The sequence below is a fragment of the Rugosimonospora acidiphila genome, from assembly GCF_039543385.1.
GTDB lineage: Bacteria > Actinomycetota > Actinomycetes > Mycobacteriales > Micromonosporaceae > Rugosimonospora > Rugosimonospora acidiphila.
On sequence record NZ_BAABJQ010000031.1, the window covers coordinates 22829 to 41126 of the forward strand.

An 18298-nucleotide genomic window follows, 5' to 3' on the forward strand; every position below is an offset into this window, starting at 1 on the left:
CGGGCGGGTTCGGCCGGCGGCGAGGCGCCAGACGAACGCGGGGAAACGCCGTAAATCCGACCCGCCACGGGGGCTCCGGACCCGCTGGCGCGGACCGCAGCGGGCCCACCGGGCCACATTCGGATGACGGACAAACACTTAGTCACCTGGCCGACAAACCCGCCCTCGATTCCGCGGTATTCGCCCGAGCGCAATTCGACAAGCGCGGCTACGGCCGGTGAAGTTCCCGCGCACACCGCCGGTTCGCGCACCGACCACGGCGCTCAGAGCCAGCCGCGCCGCTTGAAGACGACGAACAGCGTGGCCGCGAGTACCAGGATGATCACGAGCGACGAGATGACGCCCGACACGTGGCCGAACCCGGGGTAGGGCACGTTCTCCCCGTAGAAGCCGGTGACCGCGGTCGGCACCGCGATGATCGCCGCCCAGCTGGTGACCTGCTTCATGATCGTGTTGACCCGATTGCCCCGCAGGGTGAGGTGGGTCTCCAGAACGTTGCTGATCAGGTCGCGGAGGGACTCCGTCCACTCCGACGCGCGCAGCACGTGATCGTAGACATCCTGGAAGTACGGTGTCATCGCGTCATCGACGATCTGCAGGTCCCGGCGCATCACCGAGTTGACCACCTCCCGCATCGGAAGCACCACCCGGCGGAGGTTGACCAGCGACTTGCGCAGCTCGAACGTGCGCAGCTGGATGCCCCGGTCCTGCGGCCGGTCCTCGAACAGCCGGTCCTCCAGCGACTCAATCTCGGTATCCAGCGTCTGTACAGCCTCGAAATGGGTGTCCACCACGTAGTCCAGCAGGCCGTGCAGCAGGAAGGAGACACCGGAGGAGGCCAGGTCCCGCCCGTCATCCCACCGGGACATCACATCCTCGATGTCGAAGCCCGCGTCCTTCCGCACGGTGACCAGCGCGTTACGGGTGACGAACGCGTTCACCTCGTGGCCGGTCAGCTCGCCGGATTCCAGCGACAGGCTGGAGCTGTACACGGTGATGAACAGGTGGCTGGAGTAGCGGTCCAGCTTGGCCCGCTGGTGGCTGTGCAGCGCGTCCTCAACGGCCAGCGGGTGCAGCCCCAGCTCCTCGCTGATCGTCTGGAGCTGCTCCGGGCTAGGCGAGCACAGGTCGAACCAGACGGTCGCATCCGGCTCCACGATGTACTCGGAGACGTCCTCGACCGGAAAATCCTCCCGCACGAGCTCACCGTCGCGGTAAAGCCGCGTTCGCGCCATAGATGCCACGATATGACGGGCCGGCGGCCGGCAACCCGGGTACGAGGCGAAAGAAGTGCCGCAGACCCTCCGGGCGGGGCGGCGAGCCGTTAGTCTCTACGGGTTCGCGCGTAATCCTCGCGTTGCGGTTAGTTGTTGGTGAATTGCGGTACGTGTTCGCCAGGCTCGCGGAGGCACCGATGGCCAGATCCTCACGACACATCGACTCCGACGACGGAGCCCGGCACCAGCGGCTGGTTCAGCGGCTGGCCATCGGCGGCGCGGCCGTGCTCACCCTGGTGGTTCTCGCGCTGTTCACGACCCTGATCAGGGGGGCCTCCCGGCAGTCCATCGACCCGGTCGCCGACCCTCAGGCGGTCGCCTCCGCCACGGCGAGCCCGAGCCCCTCGGCCTCGGCGTCACCGTCGCCCTCACCCTCGCCGAGCGCACCGGCCTCCCGGTCCGCGCCGCCGACACACGCACCCACGCACGCTCCTACCCGCGCGGCGACCCACGCTCCGGCGCCCGCGCACACCACCGCCAAGCCCCCATCCGGCAACGCCAGCTACGAGAGCCAGGTGGTCACCCTGGTCAATCAGGCCCGGGCAACGGCCGGCTGCCCGGCCCTGACGGTCGACTCCCGGCTGACCACGGCCGCCCGGGGACACTCCCAGGACATGGCCACCCGCAACTACTTCGACCACAACACCCCCGACGGTGTCACCCCCTGGACCCGGATCACCGACGCCGGCTACCACTACTCGCAGGCCGCGGAGAACATCGCCGAGGGCCAGGCCACCCCGGCCTCGGTCATGGACGCCTGGATGAACAGCCCGCCCCACAAGGCGAACATCCTCAACTGCGCCCTGCGCAACCTCGGCGTCGGGCTGGCCTACAACTCCAGCCACACGCCGTACTGGACCCAGGACTTCGGCACGCCGCAATAGGACCCGCTCAGCCGGCGTAGCCGCTCAGCAGGGCCGAACGGATCGCCGGCCGGGAGCCGAACACCTGGAGGAACAGCGCCTCCCGGGCCAGCCGCTCCGGGTGGCTGCCGCGCAGCACCGCGCCGGAGCCGGTGGTCACGGCCAGCGCGGCGGTCGCCCGGATCGCCAGCGCCGAGGCGGCGGCCCGCCGCTGCGGCATGACCTCGGGCGAGCCGGTGTCCAGCGCGGCACGGCACTGCTCCAGATCCCGCCCCAGGGCCTCCGAGCCGGTCAGCCGCACGCAGCGGTCCACCACGCCGAGCGCGAGCGAACCGTTGCCGCGCAGCCCGGCCGCGTCCCGCGCCGGCCAGTCGGCGAACGGCACCGTCATGGTCACCCGCTCATCGGGTACGAAGTGGTCGGCGAGCCGCACCAGTACCGTCCGGCTCGCCGCCACCGCCACCAGATCCAGCGGCTCCACGCGCAGGGTCGGCCCGGTCACCGGGTCCAGCAGTGCCCAAATCACCGTCTCGTCATCCCTGGCCGCGGTGTGCAGCACATTGATCATGTCCCAGCCGGTGACCCACGGCGCCTCGCCGGTCAGCAGGTATCCGCCGGCCACCCGCCGGGCCCGCAGCCGCGCCGGTCCGGGCAGCACACCGGCCTGCGCGACGCCGGCCCGCCGGCGCCCCTCGCGCAGCGCGGGCAGCCACTCCTCGCGCAGCCCCGGGCGGGCGCTCGCGGCCACCGCCCGCACCGCGCCGTGGTGCTGAAGCCACACGAACGCCGTGGCCAGGCAGCCGCTGGCCAGCACCTCGACCACTCGGGCGAGCTGTTCCGGGCTCGCCTCGGCGGCCAGCCCGTAGAAGCCCTCGGCGGCCAGCAGGTCGAGCTGGCTCGGCGGGATCCGGTCGGCCCGATCCACCTCGGCGGCGGCCGGCCAGAGCACGTCCTCGGCCAGCTCACGAGCCCGGCGCGTGATCGTCGGTTGCACGCCACCACGATAGGGCCGCCGCCCGGCGGCCGGCCCGGCGAGGGCGGTCAGCGCCAGCCGACGTCGATGCGCTGGCCCCGCTCGTCGAAGAAGTGCAGCGCCTCCATGCGCACCGACACCGCCAGCGGGTGCCCGTTGCCCACGGCCGGGTACGGCGCGAGCCGCACCGCCAGCTCCGCCGGACGCCGGTGGTGCCGGCCGGGGTCGCTGAACACCCCCTCGAAGTTGCGCCCGCCCGGCGCCGGCTTGCCGGCTGGAGCGTGGCCACCCACGCCGGCGCCGACCAGCTCCTCCTCGCCGCCCCGACCGGCCACCCGGCGCACCAGATTGCCGAACCGGCGCAGGCCGCGCGGGCCGGTGACTTCCGGAGGGGTACCGCCGATGTCGTCGACGACCACCGCGTACGCGCCGATGTCCAGGAACGCCAGCGACTCGTGGCCGTGGTGTTCGAGGTAGCGGATGCGCCCGCGCAGCACATCCCCCTGGGTGTCGATCGGTACCGGCACCAGCGCCTCGGCCCGCATCCCCACCACTATCCGCTCGCCGTGATAGTGCGCCACCGCCCTGGCCCGGATGTCGTTCCACGGCAGGTACAGCGTCTGCTCACCCATGTGCAGCGCGATGTGCCGGTCGAGGTGCACGTAGACCTGCGCCTCCAGCAGGTTCATCCGCGGGGCGCCGAGGAAGGCCGCGACGTACAGGGTGGCCGGGCGGCCGTACACCTGGGTCGGGGTACCGACGTCCTGCAGCACGCCGCGCCGCATGATGGCGACCCGGTCGGCCATGGTCAGCGCCTCGGCCTGGTCGTGGGTGACGTAGAGCGTCGTGACGCCGAGCTCACGGGTCAGCCCGGAGATCTCGGCGCGCAGCTCGGCCCGTAGTCCACTGTCCAGATTGGACAGTGGCTCGTCCATGAGGAACAGGCCGGGCCGGCGCACGATGGCCCGCCCCATCGCCACCCGCTGCCGCTGGCCGCCGGACAACTGCGACGGCCGGCGGGCCAGCACGTCGCCGATGCCCAGCGCGCTGGCCACGTCGGCCACCCGCTCCGAGCGTGGCTCCGGGTCCACTCCGGACAGTCGCAGCGGAAAGCCGATGTTGTCGCCCACCGTCATGTGCGGATAGAGGGCGAAGTCCTGGAAGACCATGGCTATCTTGCGGTCGCGCGGCGCCAGGTCGTTGGCGAGCTCACCGTTGAGCACGACCGCGCCGGAGCTCGGATCCTCCAGACCGGCCACCATCCGCAGGACCGTCGACTTGCCACAGCCGGAGGGTCCCAACAGCACCATGAATTCACCGTCGCCAACGTCGAGACTCACGTTGTCAACCGCGATAGTGCCGTCCGGGAACACCTTTGTCACGTCTTTGAGCGCGACGGTCGCCACCCCCGTCACCTCCCGGGCGCTAAAAGAGTCAGCAGGCCAGCAACCCACCCCGAGTCATGTACTGTTACGAAGAGTGTTGAGTTTGGCCATCGGGTAAACGTGCCATCTTGAGTTCGTAATCGTCCGGTAACCGGGCCCGTTTAGCACTCAATCACGTTTACCGCGAGTCCGCCACGTGCGGTCTCCTTGTACTTCACCTTCATGTCGGCGCCGGTTTCGCGCATCGTCTTGATTACCTTGTCGAGTGACACATAGTGTTCGCCGTCACCACGGAGAGCCATTCTTGACGCGGTAATCGCCTTGATGCTCGCGACCGCATTGCGCTCGATGCACGGGATCTGCACGAGACCGCCGACCGGATCGCAGGTCAGCCCGAGATTGTGCTCCATCGCTATCTCGGCCGCGTTCTCCACCTGACCCGGGGACCCACCCAACACCTCGGTCAGCCCCGCCGCGGCCATCGAGCAGGCCGAACCGACCTCGCCCTGGCAGCCGACCTCGGCACCGGAGATCGAGGCGTTCTCCTTGAAGAGCACGCCGATCGCGCCGGCGGCCAGCAGGAACCGCACCACCCCGTCCTCGTCCGCGCCCGGCACGAACCTGGTGTAGTAGTGCAGCACCGCCGGGATGATGCCGGCGGCGCCGTTGGTCGGGGCGGTCACCACCCGCCCGCCCGCGGCATTTTCCTCGTTGACCGCGAGGGCGAACAGGGTCACCCAGTCCATCACCCGCAGCGGGTCGGTGGCGAAGTGCTCGGACTCCAGCGTGCGGCGCAACTCCGCGGCCCGGCGCCGGACCTTCAGCCCGCCCGGCAGCGCGCCGTCCGCCCGGCAGCCACGCTCCACGCAGTCCTGCATCACCCGCCAGATGTGGCGCAGCCCGGACCGCACCTCCGCCTCGCCCCGCCAGGACAGCTCGTTGGCGAGCATCACCTCGCCGATCGAACGCCCCGACGACCGGGCCTGGTCGAGCAGTTCGGCGCTGGTCCGGAACGGGTACGCGACGGGGGTGTCGTCGGGGCGCAGGGCGCCCGTCGCCTCGTCGACCACGAAGCCCCCGCCGACCGAGTAGTACGTCCGCTCGGCCAGCACGCCACCGGCGGCGTCCAGTGCGGTGAACACCATCCCGTTGGGGTGGAACGGCAGCGTACGGCGCCGGTGCAGGGTCAGGTCGCGATCGGCGTCGAACACCAACTCGTGCGCGTTCAGCAGCGACAGCCGGCCCTCGGCACGGACGGCGGCGACCCGGGCGGCGACCGCGTCGGTGTCCACGGTCTCGGGGTCCTCGCCGGCCAGCCCCAGAATCACCGCCCGGTCGCTGCCGTGGCCGTGCCCGGTCGCGCCGAGCGACCCGAACAGCTCCGCCCGTACCCGGTCGACGTGCGACAGGATTCCCTCGGCCTTCAGCGCGGCGGCGAAGGTACGGGCCGCCCGCATGGGCCCGACGGTGTGCGAGCTGGATGGGCCTATGCCGACCTTGAAAAGATCGAAGACACTGATCACCGCTGGTCCCTCTTCGCCGCGCCGGCGACGCCGTTGTCGCCGGACGGACGCGAGCCTACCCGCCGATCTCCGTCCCGGCCCGGACCACGGGTCCGGCCACCGGTGCCGGCCACGGGTCCGGGCTACCGATCACCCACGGCCCCGGGCCGCCATGCCCCAGGGCAGCCGGGCCGGGCTCGGGCGCTACGGCGCCGCGAAGGTCACGGTGATGCTGGTATAGCCCAGCGACCGCAGCAGCTGCTCCAGCATCTGCTTGGTGTTGTCCTCCGCCCGCTGCGCCAGCCCGCTGTCCTTGGCGGACTGCTCGATCCTCTGCTCACCGAGCTGGTACAGCTCCTGCTGCTTGTTCTGGTCGCCGCCGAAGAAGTCGCCGACCCGGTTGACCAGGCCCTTCTGGGTGGCGAACACGTAGCTCTTGCTGTTGTCGATGTTGGCCTTGCCGAGCTGGGCGGCGGGCAGCTTCACGGTCGCGGTCTTGTGATCCGGGGAGTCGGTGATGTCGCCCTGGCCGATGTTGCTGAAGTCGACGTACGCGTCGACCGAGCCGACGCAGACGAACAGGCTGCGGTCGTTGAAGATGATGTCCGGGATGAACTTCTTGTCCTGCTGGACGTCGATGACCTCTTGGAAGTTGCCGCTGGCGGCGTCGAACCTGGCCAGGTCCTGGATGGACAACAGCAGGGTGGGCTGGCTGCGGTCGGTCTTCTTGCTGGCGAACGGGTTGTGGAAGCTGGGCAGCAGCCCGGTCGCCTTCAGCCCGAGGCCCAGGACGATGACCACCGCCAGCACCCCGGCGAGCCAGAACAGGCAGCCACCCGGTCGGCGGCGCGCGACCGGCTCGCCCGGGTAGCCGTCATCGTCGCCCGCCCCGGGTTCGGGCCGGGTCAGCGTGCGGACCGGCTCTCGTCCCTGGGCGCTGTCAGGCCACCCGGTGCCGGTGTCGATCTCCGGCAGCGCCGAGGTGGGGTGCGGTTCGATGCCTGAGGCAGGTTGCCGCACGGTCGGCTCATCGGGCAACCCCGCCCGACCGGGCTCATACGACGGGTCCGATCCCATGGCCAGCTCTCCCGTCCTGATCGAGTTATGACCACAGGGTAAGGGGACGGTGCGACAGTCGCGACCGGAGACTACGCGAAGGCCGACAAACCAGTCAGCTTCTGGCCGATGACCAGCTGATGGATCTCCGAGGTGCCCTCGTAGGTGAGCACGCTCTCCAGGTTGTTCGCGTGGCGCAGGATCGGGTACTCGCCGCTGATCCCGTTCGCGCCGAGGATGGTGCGGCACTGCCGGGCGATCGCGATCGCCTCCCGCACGTTGTTGAGCTTGCCGACGCTGACCTGCTCCGGCGTCATCGACCCGGCGTCGGCCCGGCGGCCGAGGTGCAGCGCGAGCAGGTACCCCTTCTGCAGCTCGAGCGCCATGTCGGCGAGCTTCTCCTGGGTCAGCTGGAACCCGGCGAGCGGCCGGCCGAACTGCTCCCGGCTCAGCGCGTAGTCCAGCGCCACGGACAGGCAGTCACGGGCCGCGCCCAGCGCGCCCCACACGATGCCGTACCGCGCCTGGGTCAGGCAGGACAGCGGCGCGCGCAGACCGCGCGCCTCGGGCAGCCGGGCGGAGGCCGGCAGCCGCACCTCGTCGAGCACTATCTCGCCGGTCGACGACGCGCGCAGGGACATCTTGTGCCCGATCTCCCGCGCGGTGAAACCCGGCGTGCCGGTGGGCACCACGAACCCGAGGACGCCCTCGGGGCCACGCGCCCAGATCACCGCCACGTCGGCGACCGGCGCGTTCGTGATCCACATCTTGCCGCCGGAGAGCACCCAGTCGTCGCCGTCCGGACGGGCGCGGGTCACCATCGACGCCGGGTCCGAGCCGTGATCGGGCTCGGTCAGCCCGAAGCAGCCAACCGACTCACCGGCCGCCATCGAGGGCAACCACTCGCGCTTCTGCTCCTCGCTGCCGTACCGCCAGATCGCGTACATGGCCAGCGAGCCCTGCACGCTGACCATGCTGCGCACCCCGGAATCGGCGGCCTCCAGTTCCAGACAGGCCAGGCCGTACGCCACGGCGGAGGCGCCGGGGCAGCCGTACCCGGACAGGTGCATGCCGAGCAGCCCCAGCGTGCCGAACTCCTTCATCAGCTCCCGGACCGGCGCCCGGCCCTGTTCGTACCAGTCGGCCACGAACGGCCGGACCCGCTCGCCGGTCATCCGGCGCACCACGTCCCGGATCTGCATCTCCTCGTCGGAGTGCAGGGCATCGAGGTTGAGCAGGTCGAGGGCGGCGAGGCGGTCCAGAGATGTCATCGGCACTTCCTGAGCTCATCCCCGGGGCAGGGCGAGCACCCGGGCGTGAATCGTGGTGCGCTGCTGCAACGCGGCCCGCAGCGCGCGGTGCAGGCCGTCTTCCAGGTACAGCCCACCCTCCCACTGCACGACGTGCGGGAACAGGTCGCCGTAGAACGTGGAGTCCTCGGCCAGCAGCCGGTCGAGGGCGAGCTCGCGCTTGGTGGTGACCAGCTGGTCGAGGCGCACCGGGCGGGGCGGGATCTCGGCCCACTCCTTCATCGTCAGTTCGTGTTCCGGATACGGACGACCGTCCCGGACCGCCTTGAAGATCACGCCGGCCGCCTCCCCCTTCCAGTCCGCTCGTCCGCTCGTCGCTGCCAGCCAGCGTAGCGACCAGGGGCGGGCATCACGACGCCCCCCAACGACCCCGGTGAACGACGTCGGTGACGCCTCGCCGGCCCCGCCGCAGCGAAGGTGACCGACGGTCCGGGGCAGGATAGCCCACCGTGATGGCTCCAATAGGGGTGTATTCCGGTGGAACGTCGAAACTCTCCCGAAAGGTTGCCATCGTCTCGGGGGGAATTCCAAAAAAACACGCGGCGAGCCCGGCGTCCACCGCCCCGAGCAGCATGAGCAGGCTGGCCATTCCCGCGTCGATGTGCCAGTACGGCACCGGCCAGCGGGCCTCGTCCCGGTCGGTCCAGCCCTTGTCCGGTGCCGCGTACCGGTCCAGGTAGATCTCCCGGTTGGAGTGCGGCACGACGATCAGCGGCGCCCGTCGCATGCCGGACAGCCAGGAGTTCTCCGGCTCGCCGGGGGTGGCCGGGGCCGGGGTCGTGGCGGCCCAGAAGCGCTCCCGGTCGGCCGCGTCCTCGAGCACCAGGAAGCCCCAGCCCTGGGAGAAGCCGGCGGAGGGCGCCCGGATGGCGTACTCCAGCAGCCGGTCGGTCACCTCGGCCGGTACCGGCCGGTCCGGGTCGTAGTTGCGCACCATGCGGCGGCGGCGCACGACCGCGTCGAACTCCATCGACGTCACCGGCCCGGCGCCGGTGTGATCCCCCACGATCCCTGCCAGGTCTGGCCCGGCTCCAGGGTGATCACGTCCCGCCCCGAGTTGAATGCGTCCGGCGGGCAGGTCATCGGCTCGACCGCCACCGAGCGGCGGGTCCGGGGGGCGGGGGCGGTGTCGGCGGTGTACATCTGCCACCAGCCGAACGCCCCATCGGCCCACACCGTGACCAGCGGTCCACCATCCACAGTGGACAATTCCACCCGGGTCCCGCCGGCCGGCACCTCGCCGAAGGCCGTGTTGAGTGGGCTGGCACCGATCGGGCGCGGGCTGGTGAAGTCGTACTCGCTGCCGGCCACCCGGGCCGCGCCGATCGGCAGGGCCCGGCCGTCCATCAGCAGCCGGCTGCGGGCCGGAACGGACAGCACCACGTCGTCCACCGAGCCGGGCACGGCCAGGTACGGGTGGGCGCCCAGGCCGAACGGCGCCGGGCGGCCGGACAGGTTGGTCGCCGTGTGGTCGGCGCGCAGGCCCTCGCCGTCCAGGGTCCAGGTGGTCGTCAGTTGCAGCGTCCACGGGTACCCGGTCTGGGCCGGGAGCCGGTACTCCAGCGTCACCGACGAGTCGGACACCTCGGTCGCCCGCCATGGGGCCCACCGGACCAGCCCATGGACCGCGTTGTGGTGGATCGGCTCGGACAGGGCCAACTGCTGGGCCTGGCCGCCGAAGGTGTAGCGCCCGTCCCGGATCCGGTTCGGCCACGGCGCCAGTACCTGGCCGGCACCGCTCGGGCACAGCTCGGACTCCTCGTACCCGTCGACCACGTCACGCCCGGACGATCGATAGGTCCGCAGCCCACCGCCCACCTCGACCACCACGGCCTCGTGGTCGCCCGATTTGATCATCCACTGCGTGCCCGAGGGTGAGACGGCGCTTGTCTGCATGACGGCGACCCTAGCTCAGGGACGGCCCGCAACATAGCGCAGCAAAGAGGGGAAAACCACGGCGAGAACGATGGCCACCACCGAGCACGCCAGGCCGCCACCGACCCAGGCGGCGCCCAGCCCGAGCGGCACGGCCGTCGCGCCGGCCCGCAGGTCGCCCAGCCGCGGCCCGCCCACGACCACCGCCGTGAACACCCCCTGCATCCGGCCGCGCAGTTGGTCCGGCGCGTAGGTCTGCAGCATGGTCTGCCGGTAGATCGCGCTGACCAGGTCGGCCGCGCCGCCGACCGCGAGCAGCAGCACGCACAGCCACAGCGAGTGGGCCAGGCCGGCGGCGGCCACCGCCAGCCCCCAGACCACCACCGCGAAGACCAGTGCGATGCCCTGCCGGCGGACCCGGGCGACCCAGCCCGAGGTCAGCCCGGCGATCACCGAGCCGAGCGCGATCGAGGCGTACAGCCAGCCGATGCCGCCACCGTGAAACCGCTGCGCCGAGATCGCCGGGAACAGCGCGCGCGGCTGCGCCAGCACCATGGCCACGATGTCCACCGCGAAGGACATCAGCAGCACCGGGGTCTTGGCCAGATACCGCAGCCCGAACATGACGTCGGACAGCCGGCCCCGCGACACGACGCCCCCATCTTCGGTCGGCGCGAGCGTCGGCAGCCGGAACGCCGCCCACAGGGCCACTGTGAACGTCAGCGCGTCCACCCCGTACGCCCAGGCCACGTTGTACTCGATCAGGACCGCCGCGACCAGCGGCCCGGCGACCGAGGCCGCGGTGCTGGCCGTGTAGTTGAGCGTGTTGGCCTGCGGCACCTCGTCCTTGTCGACGATCCGGGGAATGATCGCCGAGCGGGTGGGCGAGCTCACCGCCACCGCCGCCGACTGGGCCGCGACCAGGACCAGCAGCAGGGTCCCGCTGCCGACGCCCAGTACCGCCTGGACCAGCAGGCCCAGGGTGCATATCCACATCAGGACCGAGCTGACGAACAGCAGCCGGCGCCGGTCCACCGCGTCGGCCAGCGCGCCACCCCACAGCGCGAAGATCAACAGCGGGATCAGCCCGGCCAGCCCCAGGTACCCGACCCACAGCGTCGACTTGGTCAGCGCGTACATCTGCACGGGCACGGCGACCGCGGTGAACTGGGTACCGAAGAAAGAGGTCGCGTTGCCGATGAACACCCGGCGGTACGCGGGGTGCCGCAGCGGCCTGATATCGATGGCGAAGCGCCGCCAGCCGGCGTTGACGTCCGATGGAGCCTGAACCTGCGGGTTGCCGCCGGGGTCTGTCTCGTCCCCGCCCGGTCCGACGATCTCTCTCGCGTCTGTCTCGGTCACCCGGTGGTTCCCGTCACGGCGCCAACCTCTCCACCAGCCATTGGCCGTTCTCGTCTCGCCGGTAGCGGAGCCGGTCGTGCAACCGGCTCACCCGGCCCTGCCAGAATTCGACGCTGATGGGCAGCACCCGGTACCCGCCCCAGTGCGGGGGCGCCGGCACCTCGTCCGCCCCGAACCGCTCCTGGGTGGCCTGCCAGGCCTCCTCCAGGGCCGGGCGGCCGGGCAGCGGGTGGGACTGCGGGCTGGCCCAGGCGCCAACCTGGGCGCCGCGCGGCCGGGTGGCGAAGTATGCCTCGGTCTCCGCGCGGCTGGTCCGCTCGACCGGGCCCATCACGATCACCTGTCGGAAGATCGGGAACCACGGGAAGACCAGGCTGGCGTACGGGTTGGCGGTCAGGTCCGTGCCCTTGCGGGACTGGTAGTTGGTGAAGAAGACGAAGCCCCGCTCGTCGTAGTCCTTCAACAGGACGGTGCGGCTGCTGGGCTGGCCGGATCCGTCGGCGGTGGCCAGCACCATGGCGTTGGGCTCGGGCAGCCCCGCGGTGATCGTCTCGGCCAGCCATCGGCCGAACTGGGTCGGCCAATCGGGGGCCAGGTCCGATTCGTCCAACTGTCCGCCGGAGTACTCCCGACGCAGCTCATCGAACGTTCCGGACACCATCGCCCTCTCCCTCGTCCGGCCGCGTGCGACGCCACGTGGACGGACGCCACCCAGGGCTATTAGATCATGTTGCCATTCCGCGCCTACCTGCGCGAACAACTGTCGCCCGGAACACATTCGGCCGGCACGGCCCCGATCGGCACCCATATTGCGGGAAAGATGTTGCCCGTAGCACACGATGACTGTCTCGCCCACCGGCTTGTTCGGCGGGCAAGATGAAAAGAACGCACGACAGTCATACCGGGATCGCGCGAGTGTCTATGCCGGTCCAACCGATCGGCGGAGGCTCCGTCAGCGAGGACACAAGATCCAGGAGAGCAAGATGTCCGATTTCAAGCCGGGTCTGGAGGGCGTGATCGCCTTCGAGACTGAGATCGCCGAACCTGACAAAGAAGGTGGGGCGCTGCGATATCGCGGTGTCGACATCGAGGATCTGATCGGCAAGGTGTCCTTCGGCAACGTGTGGGCGCTGTTGGTCGACGGCAAGTTCGGTCCGGGCCTGCCGCCGGCCGAGCCGTTCCCGGTGCCGGTGCACTCCGGTGACATCCGGGTCGACGTGCAGTCCGCGGTCGCCATGCTCGCCCCGTACTGGGGGCTGGGGCAGCTGCTGGACATCTCCAAGGAGCAGGCCCGTGAGGACCTGGCCCGGGTATCGGTGACCGCGCTGTCGTTCGTCGCACAGTCCGCCCGCGGCCTGGGCCTGCCGGCGGTGCCGCAGAAGGAGATCGACAAGGCCTCCACCATCGTCGAGCGGTTCATGAAGCGCTGGCGGGGCGAGCCGGACCCCCGGCACGTCAAGGCCGTTGACGCCTACTTCATGTCGGCCGCCGAGCACGGCATGAACGCCTCCACCTTCACCACCCGGGTGGTCGCCTCCACCGGCGCCGACGTGGCCGCCTGCATCTCGTCGGGCATCGGCGCCCTGTCCGGGCCGCTGCACGGCGGCGCCCCGTCCCGGGTACTGCACATGATCGAGGCCGTCGAGAAGAGCGGCGACGCCGAGGGGTACGTCAAGGGCGTGCTGGACCGCGGCGAGCGGCTCATGGGCTTCGGTCACCGGGTGTACCGGGCCGAGGACCCGCGCGCCCGCGCCCTGCGGCGCACCGCCCGTGAGCTGGGCGCGCCCCGGTTCGAGATCGCCGAGGCGCTGGAGAAGGCCGCGCTGGAGGAGCTGCACGCCCGCCGGCCCGACCGGGTGCTGGCGACCAACGTCGAGTTCTGGTCCGCCGTGGTGCTGGACTTCGCCGAGGTACCGGCCCACATGTTCACCTCGATGTTCACCTGCGCCCGGGTGGCCGGGTGGAGTGCGCACGTCCTGGAGCAGAAGCAGCTCAACCGGCTGGTCCGCCCGTCGGCCCGGTACGTCGGGCCGGGGCCGCGCAAGCCCGAGGATGTCGAGGGATGGGACAAGACGCCGCACGGCGTCTGAGCCGCTCATAATCGGTGCGGTACCGGCCCCCGGGTCGGCACCGCACCGATGTTTCGTTTACAGACAGGTGTTCGCGGTTTTCAGGCAGGAAGGATGGCCGGGGTGGACGTCCGGATACCCGATGAGATCAGGCCCCTCGACGGCCGCTTCGGCGCCGGGCCCAGCAAGGTGCGCCCCGCCGCGGTAGCCGCCCTCGCCGAGGTCGCCGGCTCCTATCTGGGCACCTCACACCGGCAGAAGACGGTTCGGGACCAGGTGGCCCGGCTGCGCCGGGGCATCGGCGAGTTTTTCGGCCTGCCCGACGGGTACGAGGTGGTCCTCGGCAACGGCGGCTCCACCGCGTTCTGGGAGGTCGCCGCCTTCGGCCTGATCCGTGACCGGGCGCAGTTCGCCAGCTTCGGCGAGTTCGGCGCCAAGTTCGCCGCCGCCGCCAAGGCGGCACCCTTCCTCGGCGAGCCGACCGTGCGCGCCTCCGAGCCGGGCCGCGCGCCGGCCCTGGTCGCCGAGGCCGGCGTGGACGCCTACTGCACGCCGCACAACGAGACCTCGACCGGCGTGGCGGTGCCCGTGCGCCGGATCGCCGGCGCGGACGAAGGCGCGTTGATGCTGGTCGACGGCACCTCCGGCGCCGGAGGGCTGGACGTCGACCCGGCCCAGGCCGATGTGTACTACTTCGCACCGCAGAAGTGCTTCGGCTCGGACGGTGGGATCTGGATCGCCCTGATGTCGCCGGACGCGCTGGCCCGGGCCACCGAGATCAAGGAGTCGGGTCGGTACATTCCGGCTTTTCTGGACCTGGTGGGCGCCGTGGAGAATTCCCGGCTCGAGCAGACCTACAACACCCCGGCGCTGGCCACCATCTTCCTGGCGGCCGAGCAGACCGACTGGATGCTCGCGCAGGGCGGGCTGGCCTGGGCCGCGAAGCGCACCGCCGAGAGCGCCTCGATCATCTACGGCTGGGCCGAGCGATCGGCCGTGGCCAGCCCGTTCGTGACCGACCCGACGCTGCGGTCGAACGTGATCGCGACCATCGACTTCGCCGACGGAGTGGACGCGTCGGCCATCGCGAAGGTGCTGCGCGCCAACGGCGTGGTGGACACCGAGTCCTACCGCAAGCTGGGCCGCAACCAGCTGCGGGTGGCGCTGTTCCCGTCGATCGAGCCGACCGACGTCGAGCGGCTGACCGCCAGCATCGATTACGTCGTGGAACGACTTTGAGCGGTGCCCTCGGCGTGGCTTGCGCACATCCCGAGCGCGAGGCGCGTACGGTGGCGTGATAAGTCGACGCCTCGCGAGTACGGACGGAGGAAAGCGATGCGGCCGGTACGCTTCGTCGCCCTCTCCGAGGACGGTAATGCCTTTGTGCTCGCCGATGAGGTAGGGCGCCTCCTCGCGTTGCCCAATGATGAGCGGATGCAGTCCGCCATGCGGGTACCCGGTCATCCGGGATCTCCGCAGGCCACCGCCACCATGACCGACCAGGTGATCACGCTCTCACCGCGAGACATCCAGGCCCGCATCCGGGCCGGCGAGTCCGCGGACGACGTGGCGCGGGTGGCCGGCGTGCCGGTGGACCGCGTGCTGCGTTACGCCGGACCGGTGCTGCAGGAGCGGGCCATGCTCGCCCAGCACGCCCGCCGGACCCGGCTGAAGACCTCGGACAAGGGTGCCTCGCTCGCCGAGGTGGTGGACGGCCGGCTGGCCCAGCACGGCGTCGACGGCGACAAGATCGCCTGGGACGCGTACCGGCGCGAGGACGGCACCTGGCGGATCGTGGCGACCTGGCCCAGCGGCAAGGCGACCGCGCAGGCGATCTGGGAGCTGGACAAGACCCGCACGCAGGTCACCCCGCACGACGACATGGCGCAATATCTGTGCGCCGATCGGCCCACGCCCATCCTCGGCCAGGACCCGCAGATCGAGCGCGCCGGCCGGGGGCTGGCTCCCCCGCTGCGCGGCGAGGGCGGCGGCCGGGGCGGCCACGAGCCGATGCGGCCGTCCGCGGACACCGCGCGCCGTGAGTCGCGCCCGGGTCGAGGGCTGGGCGAGCCATCGCGGTCCGGCGACCCGATCCGTGCCGGCCGGGATGCCCTGCTCGCCTCGCTCGATCGGCCGCTGTCCCCGGCCGAGCCCAGCGGCCTGTCGCCAGACGTCCCTCGTGGACGGTCGGTCAGCGGCGGCGCGGCGGCGCTGCTCGGCGGCGCTTCGGGCAGCGCGTTCGACGAGGACCCGGATCTGGCCAAGGAGGTGCCGGCGGTGCCTTCGCTGGCCGTGCTTCGGCCGCGGCGGGCCAGCTCGGCCGGTGGCGACCAGGCCCAGTCCGGCTCCGGTGACCAGCCCCGCAAGCGGCTGCCCAGTTGGGACGACGTGCTGTTCGGCTCGGCTCCGGCGCGGGAGAGTAGCTGAACCCCTCTTGCCTTCGAGCGCGCTCGAAGTGACAGAGTTTGACAATGGATTACACCAACCTTGGTCGTACCGGACTGAAGGTCAGTCCGCTGTGCCTTGGCACGATGAACTTCGGGCCCAAGACCTCGGAGGAGGACAGCTTCGCGATCATGGATCGCGCGCTGGAGCACGGGATCAACTTCTTCGATACCGCGAACGTTTACGGTGGACGTCCCGGAGAGGGCTACACCGAGCAGATCGTCGGCCGCTGGTTCGCGCAGGGCGGCGGCCGGCGCGACAAGGTGGTGCTCGCCACCAAGGTGTACGGCAGGATGTCGGACTGGCCCAACGACCAGGGGCTGTCCGCCCGGAACATCATCAAGGCGGCGGACGCGTCGCTGCAACGGCTGCAGACCGACTGGATCGACCTCTACCAGATGCACCACGTCGACCGGTCCACCCCGTGGGACGAGATCTGGCAGGCGATGGAGACCCTGGTCGCGCAGGGCAAGGTGCGCTACGTCGGTTCGTCCAACTTCGCCGGCTGGCACCTCGCCCAGGCGCAGGCCGCGGCGGCGTCCCGGCACTTCCTCGGGCTCGTCTCCGAGCAGTGCATCTACAACCTGATGACCCGGCACGTCGAGTTGGAGCTGATCCCGGCCGCGATCGAGTACGGCATCGGCATCATCCCGTGGTCGCCGCTGCACGGCGGGCTGCTCTCCGGCGCACTGCGCAAGCAGCGTGAGGGCACCGGGGCGCGGTCGACCGAGGGCCGCTCCAGCGACGGGCTGGACAAGCACCGCGACACCATCGAGGCGTACGAGAAGCTGTCGGCCGAACTCGGGCAGGACCCGGCGAACATCGCGCTGGCCTGGCTGCTGTCCCGGCCCGGCGTGACGGCGCCGATCATCGGCCCGCGCACCATGGCCCAGCTCGACGGCGCCCTTGACGCGCTGTCGATCACGCTGGACGACGCGGCGCTGGCCCGGCTGGACGAGCTGTTCCCGCCGATCGGCAACGGCGGCCCCGGCCCCGAGGCGTGGGCCTGGTAGGTCCCGCGACCGCATCGAGGCTGCCGGCGGGATTCCGCCGGCAGCCTCTGTCGATCGTCAGCCGGCGGTGGGCAGGGCGGCCGCGTGCAGCGGCTCGTAGACCGGGTTCGGGCCGAGGTGGCTGCGGTACAGCACCAGGCCGCCGACCGTCCACGACGGACCCCGGTACCCGGCCAGCGCGGCGAGGTCGGCGCCGACCACCTCGGCCGGTACCCGTTCGCCCGGCCGGGCCAGCGTCAGGTGCGGGCGGTACGGCTTGGCGTCGTACGGCAGCCGACCCCGCCGGAGCGCCCGGGTGGTGGCGCGGCGCAGCGGTGTCAGCTCGCCCTCGATCCCGGTCCACAGGATGGTGAACCGGCCCCGGCCGAACCGTCCCCCGCCCGCCAGCCGAGGTTCGGGCGGACCGGCCGGCAGGCGCACCGTGGCGACCGCGAGATCGAGCGCCGCGACGGCGGCCGGTAGCACGGTCTCGGGTACCTCGCCGATGAACGCGAGCGTCACGTGCCACAGCCGGCGGGCGGTCACCCGTACCCCGGCCCGCACCGTGCCCAACCCCGCCGCGAACTCGGCGAGATGGTCCAGCACCCGCGGCGGCGGCTCGATCGCGATGAACAGGCGGGCCACCGCCGGCCGGGTGGGCGACAGCGTCAACGCTGGTCCTGGCGGCGCTCCGCGTCGCCGCTGACGAGCACCAGCCCGGCGCCGTGCAACTCGCCCTCGACCCGCACCCGTTCGATCTCCAGATCGATGCCGCCCAGTTCGCCCAGGTGCTCGACGATGCCCAACTCCTGGCAGGCCAGGCCGAGCCGGTCGTCGTACGCGCGCTGGACCGCCGCGAACCACACCGTCGACCGGGTCGCCACCCCGATCCGCTGCTGGCCGAGCCGGCGCAGGTCGGCCGCGAGCTGTTCGATCGGCGGCCCGGCCGGCTCGATGGTGACCGGCCGGTCCGCCATGCCGATCGCGCGCGCCAGCCGCCGTCGGGAGAGCCAGCCGAACAGGGCTCGGATCCCGCGCCTCACGGCCCGGGAGACGGTCTCCGCCGCGAGGTCGGCGGTCACCATGAGGGCCAGCAGGCATGGCAGGCAGGCCAGCGCAACCAGCGCCAGCACGATCATGAGGTCGCGCAGGACCGCCACAGTGTCTGAGGCTAGGCCCCCGAGGTAAC

General features: G+C 71.2%; 18 protein-coding genes. 5 read left to right on the forward strand and 13 right to left on the reverse strand.

Going from position 1 to position 18298, the window contains the following annotated elements; translation table 11 throughout:
- Positions 1 to 263 precede the first annotated feature (263 nt).
- Positions 264 to 1235 (reverse strand): magnesium transporter CorA family protein, encoded by a 972-nt coding sequence (locus tag ABEA87_RS34840; protein WP_345637047.1) that lies wholly within the window; start codon positions 1233 to 1235, stop codon positions 264 to 266.
- A gap of 179 nt (positions 1236 to 1414) precedes the next feature.
- Here ABEA87_RS34840 and ABEA87_RS34845 point away from each other — a divergent pair, with 179 nt between their 5' ends.
- Positions 1415 to 2161 carry a CAP domain-containing protein gene (locus ABEA87_RS34845; RefSeq protein ID WP_345637049.1) on the forward strand — a complete coding sequence of 249 codons (747 nt, stop codon included), beginning with the start codon at positions 1415 to 1417 and terminating at the stop codon, positions 2159 to 2161.
- A gap of 7 nt (positions 2162 to 2168) precedes the next feature.
- Here ABEA87_RS34845 and ABEA87_RS34850 read toward each other — a convergent pair whose 3' ends face one another.
- From ABEA87_RS34850 to pdxH, 10 genes are all read right to left on the reverse strand, one after another.
- Positions 2169 to 3134 carry an acyl-CoA dehydrogenase family protein gene (locus tag ABEA87_RS34850; protein WP_345637051.1) on the reverse strand — a complete coding sequence of 322 codons (966 nt, stop codon included), beginning with the start codon at positions 3132 to 3134 and terminating at the stop codon, positions 2169 to 2171.
- Positions 3135 to 3181: 47 nt separating this feature from the next.
- Complete coding sequence (locus ABEA87_RS34855; RefSeq protein ID WP_345637053.1) at positions 3182 to 4519, reverse strand: ABC transporter ATP-binding protein; 1338 nt, start codon at positions 4517 to 4519, stop codon at positions 3182 to 3184.
- A gap of 140 nt (positions 4520 to 4659) precedes the next feature.
- Positions 4660 to 6021, reverse strand: a complete 1362-nt coding sequence (locus tag ABEA87_RS34860; RefSeq protein ID WP_345637055.1) for an L-serine ammonia-lyase — start codon at positions 6019 to 6021, stop codon at positions 4660 to 4662.
- A gap of 183 nt (positions 6022 to 6204) precedes the next feature.
- Positions 6205 to 7020, reverse strand: a complete 816-nt coding sequence (locus ABEA87_RS34865; protein WP_345637057.1) for a DUF4230 domain-containing protein — start codon at positions 7018 to 7020, stop codon at positions 6205 to 6207.
- Positions 7021 to 7148: 128 nt separating this feature from the next.
- Positions 7149 to 8327 (reverse strand): acyl-CoA dehydrogenase family protein, encoded by a 1179-nt coding sequence (locus ABEA87_RS34870; RefSeq protein WP_345637059.1) that lies wholly within the window; start codon positions 8325 to 8327, stop codon positions 7149 to 7151.
- A gap of 15 nt (positions 8328 to 8342) precedes the next feature.
- Positions 8343 to 8642, reverse strand: a complete 300-nt coding sequence (locus ABEA87_RS34875; protein ID WP_345637061.1) for a type II toxin-antitoxin system VapB family antitoxin — start codon at positions 8640 to 8642, stop codon at positions 8343 to 8345.
- Between the two features lie 73 nt (positions 8643 to 8715).
- Positions 8716 to 9336 carry a nitroreductase family protein gene (locus ABEA87_RS34880; protein WP_345637063.1) on the reverse strand — a complete coding sequence of 207 codons (621 nt, stop codon included), beginning with the start codon at positions 9334 to 9336 and terminating at the stop codon, positions 8716 to 8718.
- A 5-nt stretch (positions 9337 to 9341) separates the two neighbouring features.
- Positions 9342 to 10262, reverse strand: coding sequence for an aldose 1-epimerase family protein (locus ABEA87_RS34885; protein WP_345637065.1), 921 nt, complete (start codon positions 10260 to 10262; stop codon positions 9342 to 9344).
- A gap of 15 nt (positions 10263 to 10277) precedes the next feature.
- On the reverse strand, positions 10278 to 11486 hold the full coding sequence (locus ABEA87_RS34890; protein ID WP_345637195.1) for an MFS transporter: 1209 nt from the start codon (positions 11484 to 11486) through the stop codon (positions 10278 to 10280).
- 130 nt (positions 11487 to 11616) lie between these two features.
- Complete coding sequence (pdxH, locus tag ABEA87_RS34895; RefSeq protein WP_345637067.1) at positions 11617 to 12264, reverse strand: pyridoxamine 5'-phosphate oxidase; 648 nt, start codon at positions 12262 to 12264, stop codon at positions 11617 to 11619.
- Positions 12265 to 12586: 322 nt separating this feature from the next.
- Here pdxH and ABEA87_RS34900 point away from each other — a divergent pair, with 322 nt between their 5' ends.
- From ABEA87_RS34900 to ABEA87_RS34915, 4 genes are all read left to right on the forward strand, one after another.
- Positions 12587 to 13693, forward strand: coding sequence for a citrate synthase 2 (locus ABEA87_RS34900; RefSeq protein WP_345637069.1), 1107 nt, complete (start codon positions 12587 to 12589; stop codon positions 13691 to 13693).
- Between the two features lie 93 nt (positions 13694 to 13786).
- The gene (gene serC / locus ABEA87_RS34905) at positions 13787 to 14911 is read left to right on the forward strand and encodes a phosphoserine transaminase (protein ID WP_345637071.1); all 1125 of its coding nucleotides are present in this window, start codon (positions 13787 to 13789) and stop codon (positions 14909 to 14911) included.
- Between the two features lie 96 nt (positions 14912 to 15007).
- Positions 15008 to 16099, forward strand: a complete 1092-nt coding sequence (sepH, locus tag ABEA87_RS34910) for a septation protein SepH (RefSeq protein WP_345637073.1) — start codon at positions 15008 to 15010, stop codon at positions 16097 to 16099.
- A 44-nt stretch (positions 16100 to 16143) separates the two neighbouring features.
- The gene (locus tag ABEA87_RS34915) at positions 16144 to 17130 is read left to right on the forward strand and encodes an aldo/keto reductase (protein ID WP_345637075.1); all 987 of its coding nucleotides are present in this window, start codon (positions 16144 to 16146) and stop codon (positions 17128 to 17130) included.
- Positions 17131 to 17187: 57 nt separating this feature from the next.
- Here ABEA87_RS34915 and thpR read toward each other — a convergent pair whose 3' ends face one another.
- Together thpR and ABEA87_RS34925 are read right to left on the reverse strand one after the other, a co-directional pair.
- Entirely contained in the window at positions 17188 to 17781 is a 594-nt protein-coding gene (gene thpR, locus ABEA87_RS34920; protein ID WP_345637077.1) for an RNA 2',3'-cyclic phosphodiesterase, read from the reverse strand.
- A complete protein-coding gene (locus tag ABEA87_RS34925) occupies positions 17778 to 18269 on the reverse strand; it encodes a hypothetical protein (RefSeq protein ID WP_345637079.1) in 492 nt (163 codons plus the stop codon). The genes thpR and ABEA87_RS34925 overlap by 4 nt, the downstream gene beginning before the upstream one ends.
- Between the last annotated feature and the right edge of the window lie 29 nt (positions 18270 to 18298).

Coding starts and splice junctions, on each gene's coding strand:
- ABEA87_RS34840 (WP_345637047.1), bottom strand. CDS start 1,235: ATGGCGCGAACGCGGCTTTACCGCGACGGTGAGCTCGTGCGGGAGGAT.
- ABEA87_RS34845 (WP_345637049.1), top strand. CDS start 1,415: ATGGCCAGATCCTCACGACACATCGACTCCGACGACGGAGCCCGGCAC.
- ABEA87_RS34870 (WP_345637059.1), bottom strand. CDS start 8,327: ATGACATCTCTGGACCGCCTCGCCGCCCTCGACCTGCTCAACCTCGAT.
- ABEA87_RS34880 (WP_345637063.1), bottom strand. CDS start 9,336: ATGGAGTTCGACGCGGTCGTGCGCCGCCGCCGCATGGTGCGCAACTAC.
- ABEA87_RS34885 (WP_345637065.1), bottom strand. CDS start 10,262: ATGCAGACAAGCGCCGTCTCACCCTCGGGCACGCAGTGGATGATCAAA.
- pdxH (WP_345637067.1), bottom strand. CDS start 12,264: ATGGTGTCCGGAACGTTCGATGAGCTGCGTCGGGAGTACTCCGGCGGA.
- ABEA87_RS34900 (WP_345637069.1), top strand. CDS start 12,587: ATGTCCGATTTCAAGCCGGGTCTGGAGGGCGTGATCGCCTTCGAGACT.
- serC (WP_345637071.1), top strand. CDS start 13,787: ATGGCCGGGGTGGACGTCCGGATACCCGATGAGATCAGGCCCCTCGAC.
- sepH (WP_345637073.1), top strand. CDS start 15,008: ATGCGGCCGGTACGCTTCGTCGCCCTCTCCGAGGACGGTAATGCCTTT.
- ABEA87_RS34915 (WP_345637075.1), top strand. CDS start 16,144: ATGGATTACACCAACCTTGGTCGTACCGGACTGAAGGTCAGTCCGCTG.